The organism is Roseovarius tibetensis (assembly GCF_050896375.1).
Taxonomy (GTDB): Bacteria; Pseudomonadota; Alphaproteobacteria; order Rhodobacterales; family Rhodobacteraceae; genus Roseovarius; species Roseovarius tibetensis.
In genome coordinates this window covers 19,341-32,468 of record NZ_JBPBBB010000018.1, presented here as the reverse complement: position 1 = coordinate 32,468, position 13,128 = coordinate 19,341, and the positions used below count along the sequence as shown (strand labels likewise).

Below are 13,128 nucleotides of genomic sequence, written 5' to 3'. Positions count from 1 at the left end.
ATGAGGGTCCGGGGTGATCTGCTAGGGGTGCGAGCAACGCGGTGGCAGGATGCATGGCTGGATTACGGGGATCGGTCCCGGGTGCGGGTACCGTGTCACCGGCGCACGGGTGCGATGACAGAGTTCGCAAGTCACAAGGAGCATGGTCATGACAACCGATGATAGCGATATCCCGACCCTGAAAGAGGCGCTCCGGCAGCCTTGCAAGTTTCGCGACATGTCGCTCGCGATGGAGCCGATGCCGAATTACAGCAGCACGCCGGACGGCCCCAACGAAACCCCGATCGCGTTCTGGGCGTCATGGGATCTGGGCGATCGTCCACGGCGGATCGCCCTTCTTCTGGATGACTGTCAGGAAGAGTATCGCGCCTATGCCGGGGACATCCTGCCCAACATGGTCCGGATCGTCGATGCCTTCCGAACGGCGCGCAGTCGGAGTGATGGCGTCTGCATCGCCTGGAGTGCGTGGAGCCGGCGTTTCGATGACGGAATTTCGAACGCCATGGATCGCTGGTACGGTCCCAGGGGTCTGCGCCCCGACAACCCGGAAAACGCGGCCTATGTCTTTACCGGTGCGCCCGGGCTGGAACCTCTGGCCGAGATTGCCCCGACCGATGATGAAGTGGCAGATGGCTGGTTCTATCACGGCAAGCATCTCGACATGTTCTGGACGTTCGACCCGGACGGTGCCTCTTATCTGGACAAGAAGCTCAAGGCGCTCGATATCGACACGATCGTGATCGTCGGACTCTGGACGGATGAATGCGTGCTGAGCACCGCCTATGCCGGCAACTCGCGGGGCTATGACGTGGTGGTCGTCGGCGATGCCGTCGCCACGGCGACGGCGAACCAGCAAACCGCGCTCACGGTCGCCAACAGCACCGTCGCAAAGGTGCTCGCAACCGAGGATGTCGTCCGGTATATGCAAAACGACTTTGACACTGGCCAGCCGGGGGCGGTGAAGGGCACGCGCTTTCCCGATGGCCGCAAGGACGACTGATCCCTGCGCGCCGCGCCCGCAACCCCTGAAACGAAAGGCATGACCCGATGGGCGGAAAGACGGGATTTCTGCTGGCAGCCGGCCTTCTCGTGCTTGTCGGCGCCGGAGCCCTCTACTGGATGATGAACCGGACTGACGGCCCGCCGCCCGGGTTTGCCACCGCGAACGGGCGGATCGAGGCCGAACGCGTGGATGTCGCCACGAAATTCGCCGGACGCCTGACAGAGATCACGGTCAGCGAAGGTGACAGGGTCGAGGCGGATCAGGTGCTGGCCCGGCTCGACGACACGCAGCTTAGGGCGCAACTGCGTGAGGCCGAAGCGCATGTCGTCTCGGCCCGCGAGGCGCTGGCGGAACGTCGCGCGGTGCTGGCGGAAAGAAAAAGCACGCTGACCTTCGCCGAAAAGGAACTTTATCGCGCTGAGGAACTGGGCGCGCGTGGCTTTGCCTCCGGGGAAACCATCGATCTGCGCCTGTCGAAAAAGGAGTCGGCCGAGGCGGCGGTGGAGTCGGCGAAGGCCGGCATCGCTGCGGCGCAGGCCCGGATCGAGGCCGCGCAGGCCACTGTCGACCGGCTGCGCGCGGATCTCGCCGATTATGCCCTGCGCGCGCCGCGTGCGGGGCGTGTGCAGTATCGCCTCGCCGAGCCGGGCGAGGTGCTGGGCGCCGGGGCACGTGTCCTCACCCTGCTGGATCTGAGCGACGTGGTGATGACCGTCTACCTGCCGACCGGCGCGGCGGGGCGGCTCGCCTACGGGGCCGAGGCGCGGCTGGTGCTCGATGCCGCCCCCGATTACGTGATTCCGGCGCATGTCAGCTTTGTCGCGGGCGAGGCGCAGTTCACCCCCAAATATGTCGAGACCGAGGAGGAGCGCGAGAACCTGATGTTCCGGGTCAAGCTGCGCATCCCGCCCGAGATCCTCGCCGACTATCAGGACGTGGTGAAGACCGGTGTCCCCGGGCTCGCCCATGTGCGCATAGATCCGGGCGCGCAATGGCCCGAAGAACTGGCCGTCCGGCTGCCCGATGTCCGCTGAGACGATCACCGCCGATCTGGCGCATATCAGCCACCACTACGGCGCGGTCACGGCGCTGGACGATGTCAGCCTGTCCTTTCCCCGGGGTCGGATGGTGGGGCTGATCGGGCCGGACGGGGTCGGAAAATCCACGCTTCTGGGCCTGATGGCCGGGATCCGGCGGATCCAGGAGGGCCGGGTCGCGGTGCTGGGCGGCGACATGGCCGACCCCGCGCATCGCGCCGCGAGCTACCCGCGCATCGCCTACATGCCGCAAGGCCTGGGGCGGAACCTTTACCCGACGCTGTCGGTGCAGGAGAATGTCGATTTCTTCGGCCGGCTCTTCGGGCAGGGCGCGGCGGAACGCGATTCACGGATAAAGGAGCTTCTGGACAGCACCGGGCTGGCCCCCTTCGCGGCGCGTCCGGCGGGAAAGTTGTCGGGTGGCATGAAGCAGAAGCTGTCGCTGTGTTGCGCGCTGATCCACGACCCCGATCTGCTGATCCTCGACGAGCCCACGACCGGCGTCGATCCGTTGTCGCGCAAGCAGTTCTGGGACCTCATCGATCGCATCCGCGCGCGGAGCGAGGGCATGACCATGGCGATCGCCACGGCCTACATGTCCGAGGCCGAACGCTTTGACCACGTGGTCGCGATGGATGCGGGCCGGGTTCTGGCCACCGGCACGCCGCAGGATCTGCGCTCCGAGGCCGGGGCGGACACGCTGGAAGAGGCGTTCATCGCCTTCCTGCCGGAAGAGAAACGCGCCGGCCACGGCGAAGTGCATCTGCCCCCGCGCGACCGGACCGAAGGCCACGCCGCGATCGAGGCCGAGGGGCTGACCAAGCGATTTGGCGACTTCACCGCCGTCGACGATGTCAGTTTCGAGATCGAGAAGGGCGAGATCTTCGGGTTTCTCGGCTCCAACGGGTGCGGCAAGACCACCACGATGAAGATGCTGACCGGCCTGCTGGAGCCGACCGAGGGCCAGGCCAGCCTTTTCGGCAAGCCGGTGGACAGCCGTGATCTCGCGACGCGGCGCCGGGTCGGATACATGTCGCAATCCTTTTCGCTCTATTCAGAGCTTTCGGTGCGACAGAACCTCGTGCTGCACGCGCAGCTTTTTCAACTGACCGCTGCGCGGCGACGCGACCGCGTCGAGGAGTTGCTGGAGCGGTTCGAGCTTCGGGGCGTCGCCGGAAGCTACCCCAATACCCTGCCGCTCGGCGTCCGCCAGCGCCTGCAGCTGGCCGTCGCCGTCCTGCACAAGCCCGAGATGCTGATCCTCGACGAGCCGACATCGGGCGTCGATCCGGTGGTGCGGGACAGGTTCTGGGAATTGCTGATCTCGCTGTCGCGCGAGGATGGTGTCACGATCTTCATATCGACCCATTTCATGAACGAGGCCGAACGTTGCGACCGCATCTCGCTCATGCATGCGGGGCGGGTTCTGGCGGTGGGGGATCCCGAAAGCCTGCGCCGTGAGCGCGGGGCGGACAGCCTCGAGGACGCGTTCATCGCATATCTCGAAGAGGCCGCGGGTGAAGAGACGCCTGTCGAGGCGCCTGCGCCCGACCGCCAGCAACGCCGTGCCGAGGGCCGCCGCAGCCTTCTGTCGTCGGCCCGGATCTGGGCCTTTGCCCGCCGCGAGGGGGTCGAGCTCGGGCGCGATCCGATCCGGCTCAGCTTTGCACTTTTGGGGCCGATGATCCTGATGATCGCGGTCGGCTTCGGCATTTCCTTCGACGTCGAGAACCTGTCCTACGCGACCGTCGATCAGGATCGCAGCGCCGAGAGCCGTGCCCTGGGGCGTCAGTTTTCAAGCTCGCGGTATTTTCAGGACCATGGCGATCTGGACTCCGTCGCCGGCATGACGGGACCGCTGCGCAGGGGCGATATCACCATGGCCCTCGTCATCCCGCCGGATTTTGGTCACGATATCCTGGCCGGAAACCGGCCCGAGGTGGCGCTCTGGCTGGATGGCTCGAACACGGTGCGGGCCGAATCCGCGCGGCGCTACGCCGAGGCCGCCTTCGCCGGCTTTCTGACCGAGATGTCGCGGACCGCGACCGGTCAGGTGCCGGATCTCTATCCCGCGACGATCGAGCCGCGCTTTCGCTACAATCAGAGCTTCGATTCGGCCTACGCGATCCCGCCCGGCGTCCTGATGATGATGCTGATCATGATCCCGACGATGATGACCGCGCTAGGGATCGTGCGGGAAAAGGAGATGGGCTCGATCACCAATCTCTACGCGGCCCCGGTGCGCAAGCTGGAATTCCTGATCGGCAAGCAGATGCCCTACATCGCCGTCGCAATGGTCAGCTTCGTCATCCTGGTCGGCATGCTGCTGGTGGTGTTCGGCCTGCGCATCGAGGGCAGCCTGCTGGCGCTCGTGACCGGGGCCTTGCTTTACACGACGGCGGCGACGGGGTTCGGGCTGGTGATCTCCACCTTCGTGCGCAGCCAGATCGCCGCGATCTTCGGCAGCGCGATCATCGTGATCATCCCGACGGTGAACTTCTCGGGCATGCTCTACCCGGTCTCCACGCTTGACGGGGTGGCGCGGATCATCGGCGAATCCTTTCCCGCGCTCTATTTCCAGCGGATCAGCACCGGGGTGTTCAACAAGGGGCTTGGCCTTGGCGATCTCTACCTCAACCATCTGATCCTTGCGGGGTTCTGTGGGCTTTTCCTCGGTCTTGCCACCCTTTTGCTGCAAAAGCAGGAGGCCTGAGCCGATGCGTAGCTTGCGCAATGTCTTCCGCCTCGGCCTTAAGGAATTGTGGAGCCTGTTCCGCGATCCGGTCCTGATGGCGCTGGTTGCGTACACGTTCACCGTCGCGGTGTACGCGGTCGCCCACGGCGTGCGCACCGAGGTGCGCAACGCCGCGATCGCGGTGGTCGACGAGGACCGCTCGACCGTCTCCGGCCGGATCCGCGGTGCCTTCCTGCCGCCCTATTTCCAGCCTGCCGACCTGATCGGCATCGACGAGATGGGACCGGCGATGGATCACGGCCGCTACAGCTTCGTGCTGGATATCCCCGCCGGTTTCGAGGCCGACCTGCTGGCCGGGCGCCAGCCCGTGCTGCAACTGAATGTCGATGCAACGGCCATGACGCTGGCGGGCAACGGCACCGCCTATGTCACCCGGATCGTTCAGGACGAACTTGCCGACTACCTGTCGGGGCGCGATGCTGAAACCGCGCTGCCCGCCAGCCTCGTGCCCCGCGCGCGGTTCAATCCGAACCTGCAATCGCAATGGTTCTTCGCCGTGATGCAGGTGATCGGCAATGTCACGATCCTGGCTGTCGTGCTGTCGGGGGCGGCCGTGATCCGCGAACGCGAGCATGGCACGATCGAGCATCTCATGGTGATGCCGGTCACACCGCTGGAAATCATGCTGGCCAAGATCTGGGCCAACGGCCTCGTCATTGTCACCGCGGCGGTGCTGTCGCTGCTGGTGGTGGTCGAGACGCTGATGGGCATCCCGGTGCCGGGCTCGATCGCGGTCTTCGCCACCGGCGCGGCGATCTACCTGTTCTCGGTGACCGCATTGGGGATCATGCTGGCGACCTTCGCCACCACGATGCCGCAATTCGGCCTTTTGTCGATCCCGGTCTTTGTCGTGCTTTACCTGTTGTCGGGCGGTGTCACGCCGCTCGAGGCGATGCCGGAGCCGCTGCGCAGCCTGATGCACCTGTCGCCGGCCACGCATTTCACCAGTTTCGCGCAGGCGGTTCTCTATCGCGGGGCGGGGTTTTCACTGGTCTGGACCGACCTGCTTGCGGTGATCTGCATCGGTGCTGTCTTTCTGGGCCTCGCGCTTGGACGGTTCCGAAAGACCATGGCGGCGACCGGGTGAGGCGCCTGCCCCCTTCCGACCCCCGACCGCCGTTAGTGCGACCGCACCCACCAAGGGCCTGATCAGGAACAGGACAGACAGCATGACCGCCAATCATTCCCGCAACACCAAGGATGTCCTCGACGATCTCGGCGTCGACCCCGATCGCGGCCTCGACCACGGCGAGGTCAAACGGCGCCTCAAGGAGCATGGTCGAAATCGCCTGAGCGGAAAGCGAAGGGCAAGCCCGTGGCAGATACTCGTGGACCAGTTCAGAAGCCTTGTGATCGGCATCCTTGCCGTCGCGGCGATCGTCTCGTTTGCGACGGGCGAGATCGTCCAGATGTTCGCCATCCTCGCCGCGATCGTGATCAATGCCGCCATCGGCTTTGTCACCGAATGGAAGGCCGTTCGCTCGATGGCGGCGCTGCGCAGCCTGGGAACCGTGCAGACACGTGTCCGGCGCGGCGGCAAGAGCGCCTTGGTGGACGCAGAGACCCTCGTCCCGGGTGACGTGGTCCTGCTTGATGCTGGCAATGTCGTGACGGCGGACCTGCGGCTGATCGAATCCAACGGGCTGACCTGCGACGAGTCCCCCTTGACCGGGGAATCCGTCCCGGTGACCAAGACCTGTGATGCCGTGGACACTAACGCGCCGCTGGCCGAACGCGCCTCGATGGCCTTCAAGGGCACCGCAGTCACCGCCGGCACCGGCACCGGCGTGGTGGTCGAGACCGGGATGCAGACTGAACTGGGCGGCATTGCCCGGATGACGGCCGAAGCCGAGCAGGAGGTCAGCCCGCTGGAGAAACGGCTCGATCGGCTCGGGCGCAATCTGGTGGTGCTGACGCTGATAGTCGCGGCCGTCATCGCGGTTCTGGGCTGGCTTGGCGGCAAGGATATCCTTTCTATGCTAGAGACCGCAGTGGCGCTTGCCGTGGCCGCTGTCCCCGAGGGTCTGCCCATCGTGGCCACGGTGGCGCTGGCACGCGGCATGTGGCGGATGGCGGGGCGCAACGCGCTGGTGGAAAAGCTTGCGGCGGTCGAGACGCTTGGATCGACTAGCATGATCTTCGCCGACAAGACCGGAACGCTGACCCGCAACCGGATGCGCGTGGCCGCCCTGGCGCTGCCCGAGAGCGACGAGGATGTGCCATGGGAAGACGGTGCGCCGCCGCAAGAGCCGTCGAGACTGGCGCGTCGGCTGCTCGAGGTTGCTGCACTGTGCAACAATGCCGAACTGGCCGGCGACAATGCTGGCGAAACCGAAGGCGAAAAGCAGGATGCTGACCAGAGCGACTCCGATACCGGGGATCATCCGACAGGCACCGGCGATCCGATGGAACTGGCCCTGTTGCACGCCGCCGAAGCGCTGCGGATCAGCCGCGAGCGGCTTCTCGAAGAGCAACCCGAGGCGCGCGAGGAGAGCTTCGATTCTGAGACCAAGATGATGGCGACCTTTCATGAGGCCGAAGACGGCTACCGCGTCGCCGTCAAGGGCGCCCCCGAGGCTGTGCTGGAGATCGCGACGCATGTCGCCACCGGTGAGAGCGCGGCCGAGGCCCTGTCGGATCAGGAGCTACAGGACTGGGCGAAGCGCGTCGAGACGCTGGCCGCGCAGGGATTCCGGGTGCTGGCCATTGCGGAACGGCACGCCGACAACGCCAATGACGATCCCTATGCCGACCTGACCCTGCTGGGTCTTGTCGGGCTGGTCGATCCGCCGCGCGATGATGTGGCCGATGCCATAGACCAGTGCCACAGGGCGGGCATCGGCGTGGTCATGGTGACCGGCGACCAGCCCGTCACCGCAACGGCGATCGCGCGGGCCGTGGGTCTGGCGGACAGCCCCAGTGCGATCGTCGGCGCCGACCTGGCGCAGATGACGGGCGATGACGGCACGGAGACGCGAAACCGTCTGCGCGACCATCACGTCTTTGCCCGCGTGTCCCCGGAACAGAAGCTGGACCTCATCCGGCTCTGGCAGGAGGCGGGGGCCGTCATCGCAATGACCGGCGACGGGGTGAACGACGCACCTGCCCTCGAGAAGGCGGATGTCGGCATCGCCATGGGAAAACGCGGCACCGATGTCGCCCGCGAGGCCGCCGATATCGTGCTCAAGGATGACGCGTTCCCCACGATCGTCGCGGCGATCGAACAGGGGCGCACTATCTTCGAGAATATCCGACGGTTCATCGTGTATCTGCTGTCGGGCAATCTGGGCGAGGTTCTGGCTGTCGGCCTGTGCGCGGTGATCGGCGCCCCGCTGCCGCTATTGCCGCTTCAGATCCTGTTCATCAACCTCGTGCTCGATGTCTTCCCGGCCCTCGCGCTCGGCGTCGGGGGAAGCCCGGCCGATATCATGGACCGGCCGCCGCGCGACGCGAACGAGCCCGTTCTGACATGGCGGCACTGGATCGCGACGGGCCTTTGGGGTGGGCTGATCGCGGCGTCGGTCATGGCCGTGTTCTTCATCGCGCTGTGGCAGGACCTTGGACAGGACGCCGCGGTGACGATCGGGTTCCTGACCTTCGCACTGGCGCGGCTCTGGCATGTGTTCAACATGCGCGACGCGGGCACCGGCCCGATCCGCAACGCCGTCGTGCAAAATCCATGGGTATGGTATGCGATCGCGCTGTCGCTCGTCCTGCTGGCCGCCGCGGCATGGCTCCCCGGCCTCGCGACACTTCTCGGGGTGGTGGCGCTGGACCTGCTGGGTTGGATGCTGGTCCTTGGCGGCAGTCTCGTGCCGCTGGTGGTCGGGCAGACGGTGCTGAGCATCAGCGCCCGCGCCCGACCCTGACCCCCGGCGCGCGCCGATCTGCGGTGCGCGCCGAGGGCATGCGGGATGGAAAATCGCCTTAACCGGCCCCTTGGCCATCGATCTGAAAGGTGATCTTGGCGTTCACGCGGTAGCTGGTGATCCTGTCATTCTCGACGGCGGCATTCATCTCCTTGATGTAGACCGACTTGACGTTGCGCACCGAACTCGCGGCCTCCGTGACCGCATTCTGCACGGCGTCCTCGAAGCTTTTGTCGGATTCGGCGAGGACTTCGATCACCTTGAGCATGGCCATAAATCTGTCTCCTTCTGGTCCAGGTTTTCGCGACGGGTCCTGCCCGTGCGCTGTATGTCCCGACCCGGGCGTCAGGTATCGTTTCGCACCATCGGCCATGGTCGAGAGGTCGGGGCGCTCCTGCCCGAATGCGGCATCATGTGCCGCGATGGTGCCACGACGTGGCGAGCGGACCGCGGCGTCTGTCAGACCGGGGTTGCGTGCTCGGTTTGAGCACCGGAGGCGGCGCGGTCCTTGGCTTTGGTCTGCTTGGGCTTGTCGGCGTTCTGATTGGTCGCGGACGCGCCGGTACCGCTTTCCGGGGTCACTGCGACCTGCGTGAGCTGCGTGCACAGGGCGACCCAGTCCTGCAGATCCGCGTTGAGGCGCTCGAACGATCCGCGCTGCCAGTCGGTGATCGCGCGCATGGCCGCCAGGGGATCGGTGCGGCTGGCCGTGCTCATCTCGCGCAGGGCCTCCAGCCCGGTTTCCGCGGCCTCCTGGCGGCGCTCGAACCAGTGTCGGGCGAAGGTTTCGGTCTGCGCGACCATCTCCTGCTGCAGCTTCATCATCTGCTCGACCTGAGGCACGGCCGCGCCGGTTGGGGTGAAAAGCGCCTGCATCCGGCGCCCCAGATCGATGATATCCGTCTGCGGCTCATCCTTGGCCATGGGTCGCCTCCCTTGTTTCCGCATTCATCTGCAATCAAAGGTATGTGACCACGGGCCACGGGATGTCGGCATTAACCCGCGTCAATCGCCCAGCTGCAACATGCGTCAGCTTTGGAATATTCAATTAACGTGATATTAACGAAATATGCAGGTGCCAGCGGGCGTCGCCATGAGCCGGCCCGCCGCCCCACGCGCCGCGAGAGAGGCGGATACAGACCATGACACAGCCCTGGAACCGAACGAAGAACGGCGTGAAATCAGAGGAATACGAAACCATGACGGTGCGCGGGCCGGTTTCGGATTTCGAAGACCTGTTCGGGAATGACAGGCGCGGTGTGGCCAGGGGCACCCGGCTCAGACGCGAGGGCGACGAATCGCAGGCGCGGTTCTATGTCGCCGAGGGCTGGCTGGCGGTCTCCAAGTCGCTGGAAGACGGCGAGCATCAGATCCTCGACTTCGTCCTGCCCGGCGAGACCTACGACCCGACCGCCGCAGATGGCGTGACAAGCTTTGTCGAGGTCGAGGCGCTGTGCGACGCGGTGGTGGTGACCATCGACAGGGCGGTCTGGGCGCGGCTGCTGCGCGAACACGCCGATTTGTGGGAGGCCGAGAGCCGGCGCGACATCGCAGCACATGCCCGTCAATCGGAACGCATGCTGCGTCTTGGAAAGTCCAGCGCCGAGACGCGGGTCGCCTATGCGCTGATCGAGCTGTGCCTCCGGATGTCGGCGTGCGGGACGACAGCCGATTGCACGTTTCACGTGCCGCTCGGCCAGCAGCAGCTTGGTGATTTCATCGGCCTGTCCTCGGTCCATGTCTGCCGGACGCTGCGGCGTCTGGCCCGGCAGGGCATCATCACGACGGGCGACCACATGGATATCACGATCCATGACGTGACCGCGCTGGCGGATCTGGCGGGGGTCGAGCTTGCCGCGCTTCGCGCCGAGATCATCCCCGGCGTGGCATAGGGCCGGAATCAGCCCCCGATCACCGTCTCACCCACGGGCGTCGCGGGCGCGGGCTTCGCTGATCTCGCCCAGGGCCTGCCCGGCCAGTTCCTCGGAGACATGTTCGGCGATGTCGCCGAGCGACAGGATGCCGACCGCCGCACCCGCGCGGTCCATCACCAGCAGGCGGCGGACCTGCCGCTCGCCCATCAACGCCGCGGCCTCGGCCACGTCACCGTCGGCGGAACAGGTGATCAGATCGCGCGACATGATGTCGGCGACGGCGGTGTCGGAACCCAGCATGAAGCCCGGCGCACCCAGTGCGCGCAGGACGATGTCGCGGTCGGTGACGATACCGACGGGCCGGTCGTCCAGAAACACCGGCAAGGTGCCGACATTCTGCGCGCGCATCCGCTCTGCCGCTTCGCGGATGGTGGTCATGGTCGTGGCACCAATGACCGGGGAAGACATGACCTTCCTGATGCGCATGGCCCTTTCCGTGCCTCTGGCTTGTCCCGACGCAGCCTCGTGCGTCTCTATTCCCCATCATGGGCCATCCGGAAAAAAACATCATTAATCACGGTCAATGCGAGGGCACGCGATCGCCGGGAAACCGACAGGCCCGGGGCGAGCGGGTGCCCCGGTTGCGGGTTCATTTCTGGAACACGTAGGTGCCGGGGGCGGGATCGCGCGGCTGGTATTCGCCGGTGCCGGTGCCGAGTGCCGGCGGGGCCGTTTCCTCGGCGCCGGATCGCGCGTCGAGCCAGTCGACGAGGGCGGGCCACCACGAGCCTTCGCGCGACTCGGCCATGCTTTCCCACGTCTCGGGCGGCACGTACGGATCCTTGGCCCCGGTGGTGTGGATGTGGAACGATCGGCCCTTGTGTCCCGGTTCGCTGACGATCCCGGCATTGTGCCCGCCGCTGGTCAGCACGAAGGTCACCTCGGGTTCGGTCAGCAGATGCAGCTTGTAGACCGACTGCCACGGCGCGATGTGATCCGAGGTCGTCGAGACGCAGAAGAGCGGCACGTCGATCGCGTCCAGCGTCACCGGCGCGCCGTCCATGTAATACTTCCCCTCCGCCAGCTCGTTGCCCAGATAGAGCTTGCGCAGGTATTCGCTGTGCATCCGGTAGGGCAGCCGCGTCGCATCCGCGTTCCAGGCCATCAGGTCGAACATCTCGGGGCGCTCGCCCATCAGGTATTCGTGGATGTAGCGTGACCAGACCAGATCGGCCGAGCGCAGAAGCTGGAACGCCCCCGCCATCTGCCTGGTGTCGAGATAGCCCTGATCCCACATCATGTTTTCCAGAAACGAGACCTCGCTTTCGCTGATGAACAGCTGCAGCTCGCCCGGTTCGGTGAAATCCACCTGCGTGGCCAGCAGCGTCAGCGAGGCCAGCCGGTCGGCGCCGTCGCGCGCCATCTGTGCGGCCTTGGCCGCCATCAGCGTGCCGCCGAGGCAATAGCCCATGGCGTGCACCTTTCGCTCAGGGAGAATCGCGCCGACAGCCTCAAACGCCTCGTCGAGCGCGGCGAAATACGCCTCCATGCCGAGATCGCGATCCTCGGCGGTCGGATTGCGCCAGGAGATCATGAACACCGTGTAGCCTTGCGCGACCAGATGACCGACCAGCGAATTCTCGGCGCTGAGATCGAGGATGTAGTATTTCATGATCCAGGCCGGCACGATCAGGATCGGCTCGGGTTTCACGGCATCGGTCTGCGGCGCGTACTGGATCAGCTCCAGCAGGTGGTTGCGGTACACCACGCGGCCCGGTGTCGTGGCGACATCGCGGCCGGGCACGAAATCTTCGGCCCCCGCGGCCGGCTTGCCCTGCACCGTGCGCTGCCAGTCCTCGAGGAAATGCTGCATCCCGCGCCCAAGGTTCGCGCCGCCCTCTTGCAGCGTCTTTTCGGTGACCTCGGGATTGGTGGCGATGAAGTTCGACGGCGAGACGATGTCGAGCATCTGGCGGATGATGAACGACACGACATGCTGCTCGCGCTCGGTCATCCCGTCGATATCGCAGGCGGTGTTGTACCACCATTGCTGCGACAGCAGAAAGCTTTGATGGATCAGGTTGTAGGGCCAGCGCTGCCAGCCCGGGTGATCGAAGCGGTGGTCATGGTGAAGCGGTTCGATGCAGCCCGGGGTGTTCGGGTCGCGGGCCAGCTGGGTCGCGTAGGCGCCAAGCCGCGTCGCCTTGCGCGCGGCCTTTTCGGCCAGCTGCACCTGCTTGCCCGGCGACCCCATCAGATGCGCGCCCCACGCAAAGAAGGTCGAGGCCAGCCCGTAAGGCGTCACCCCCAGCGTGAACCGTGCCAGATGCGCGTTGAACGCCCGGTCGAGGTTGCGCGTGCTGTAGCGGTCGGGCAGATCGAAGGGCGAATGGTGCACGATCTCGGGCGGCTCGTGCACCAGCTCGCCCCGCGCCTCGGCCCGCTCGGCCGGTGTTTCAGGCGCGACCGCGTCTGCGCGCTCTGCCCGGGTTTGCATCTCTCTCGACGTGTCAGGCATCGAACCCTCTGCTTTTTCCATGCCGCAAACATCCCCGGGCCGGGGGCGGCGATTTCCGCAGGACGTTTAACA

At 65.7% G+C, this 13,128-nt stretch carries 10 protein-coding genes; 6 read left to right on the top strand and 4 right to left on the bottom strand.

Translation table 11 applies throughout. The features are described 5' to 3' along the window. Positions 1-148 precede the first annotated feature (148 nt). The 5 genes from ACROSR_RS12580 to ACROSR_RS12560 all read left to right on the top strand — a co-directional run bounded on the left by ACROSR_RS12580 (position 149) and on the right by ACROSR_RS12560 (position 8,664). Entirely contained in the window at positions 149-1,000 is an 852-nt protein-coding gene (locus ACROSR_RS12580; protein WP_432685552.1) for an isochorismatase family protein, read from the top strand. Positions 1,001-1,047: 47 nt separating this feature from the next. Then, positions 1,048-2,037: an HlyD family secretion protein gene (locus tag ACROSR_RS12575; protein ID WP_432685550.1), complete on the top strand. Its 990-nt coding sequence runs from the start codon at positions 1,048-1,050 to the stop codon at positions 2,035-2,037. Continuing rightward, positions 2,027-4,753, top strand: coding sequence for a ribosome-associated ATPase/putative transporter RbbA (gene rbbA / locus ACROSR_RS12570; RefSeq protein WP_432685548.1), 2,727 nt, complete (start codon positions 2,027-2,029; stop codon positions 4,751-4,753). The genes ACROSR_RS12575 and rbbA overlap by 11 nt, the downstream gene beginning before the upstream one ends. A gap of 4 nt (positions 4,754-4,757) precedes the next feature. After that, positions 4,758-5,882, top strand: a complete 1,125-nt coding sequence (locus ACROSR_RS12565; RefSeq protein WP_432685546.1) for an ABC transporter permease — start codon at positions 4,758-4,760, stop codon at positions 5,880-5,882. An 82-nt stretch (positions 5,883-5,964) separates the two neighbouring features. After that, on the top strand, positions 5,965-8,664 hold the full coding sequence (locus ACROSR_RS12560; protein WP_432685544.1) for a cation-translocating P-type ATPase: 2,700 nt from the start codon (positions 5,965-5,967) through the stop codon (positions 8,662-8,664). 58 nt (positions 8,665-8,722) lie between these two features. Here the strand turns inward: ACROSR_RS12560 and ACROSR_RS12555 are convergent, their stop codons facing one another. Then, positions 8,723-8,938 carry a dodecin family protein gene (locus ACROSR_RS12555; RefSeq protein ID WP_432685542.1) on the bottom strand — a complete coding sequence of 72 codons (216 nt, stop codon included), beginning with the start codon at positions 8,936-8,938 and terminating at the stop codon, positions 8,723-8,725. Between the two features lie 185 nt (positions 8,939-9,123). After that, complete coding sequence (locus tag ACROSR_RS12550) at positions 9,124-9,588, bottom strand: phasin family protein (RefSeq protein ID WP_432685540.1); 465 nt, start codon at positions 9,586-9,588, stop codon at positions 9,124-9,126. Positions 9,589-9,806: 218 nt separating this feature from the next. On the opposite strand from ACROSR_RS12550, the gene ACROSR_RS12545 reads away from it, so the two are divergent. After that, complete coding sequence (locus ACROSR_RS12545; RefSeq protein ID WP_432685538.1) at positions 9,807-10,556, top strand: Crp/Fnr family transcriptional regulator; 750 nt, start codon at positions 9,807-9,809, stop codon at positions 10,554-10,556. 27 nt (positions 10,557-10,583) lie between these two features. Here the strand turns inward: ACROSR_RS12545 and ACROSR_RS12540 are convergent, their stop codons facing one another. After that, positions 10,584-11,006 (bottom strand): CBS domain-containing protein, encoded by a 423-nt coding sequence (locus tag ACROSR_RS12540; RefSeq protein WP_432685607.1) that lies wholly within the window; start codon positions 11,004-11,006, stop codon positions 10,584-10,586. A 181-nt stretch (positions 11,007-11,187) separates the two neighbouring features. After that, on the bottom strand, positions 11,188-13,035 hold the full coding sequence (locus tag ACROSR_RS12535) for a PHA/PHB synthase family protein (RefSeq protein ID WP_432685536.1): 1,848 nt from the start codon (positions 13,033-13,035) through the stop codon (positions 11,188-11,190). Positions 13,036-13,128: the final 93 nt, after the last annotated feature.

Coding starts and splice junctions, on each gene's coding strand:
- ACROSR_RS12580 (WP_432685552.1), top strand. CDS start 149: ATGACAACCGATGATAGCGATATCCCGACCCTGAAAGAGGCGCTCCGG.
- ACROSR_RS12575 (WP_432685550.1), top strand. CDS start 1,048: ATGGGCGGAAAGACGGGATTTCTGCTGGCAGCCGGCCTTCTCGTGCTT.
- rbbA (WP_432685548.1), top strand. CDS start 2,027: ATGTCCGCTGAGACGATCACCGCCGATCTGGCGCATATCAGCCACCAC.
- ACROSR_RS12565 (WP_432685546.1), top strand. CDS start 4,758: ATGCGTAGCTTGCGCAATGTCTTCCGCCTCGGCCTTAAGGAATTGTGG.
- ACROSR_RS12560 (WP_432685544.1), top strand. CDS start 5,965: ATGACCGCCAATCATTCCCGCAACACCAAGGATGTCCTCGACGATCTC.
- ACROSR_RS12555 (WP_432685542.1), bottom strand. CDS start 8,938: ATGGCCATGCTCAAGGTGATCGAAGTCCTCGCCGAATCCGACAAAAGC.
- ACROSR_RS12550 (WP_432685540.1), bottom strand. CDS start 9,588: ATGGCCAAGGATGAGCCGCAGACGGATATCATCGATCTGGGGCGCCGG.
- ACROSR_RS12545 (WP_432685538.1), top strand. CDS start 9,807: ATGACACAGCCCTGGAACCGAACGAAGAACGGCGTGAAATCAGAGGAA.
- ACROSR_RS12540 (WP_432685607.1), bottom strand. CDS start 11,006: ATGTCTTCCCCGGTCATTGGTGCCACGACCATGACCACCATCCGCGAA.
- ACROSR_RS12535 (WP_432685536.1), bottom strand. CDS start 13,035: ATGCAAACCCGGGCAGAGCGCGCAGACGCGGTCGCGCCTGAAACACCG.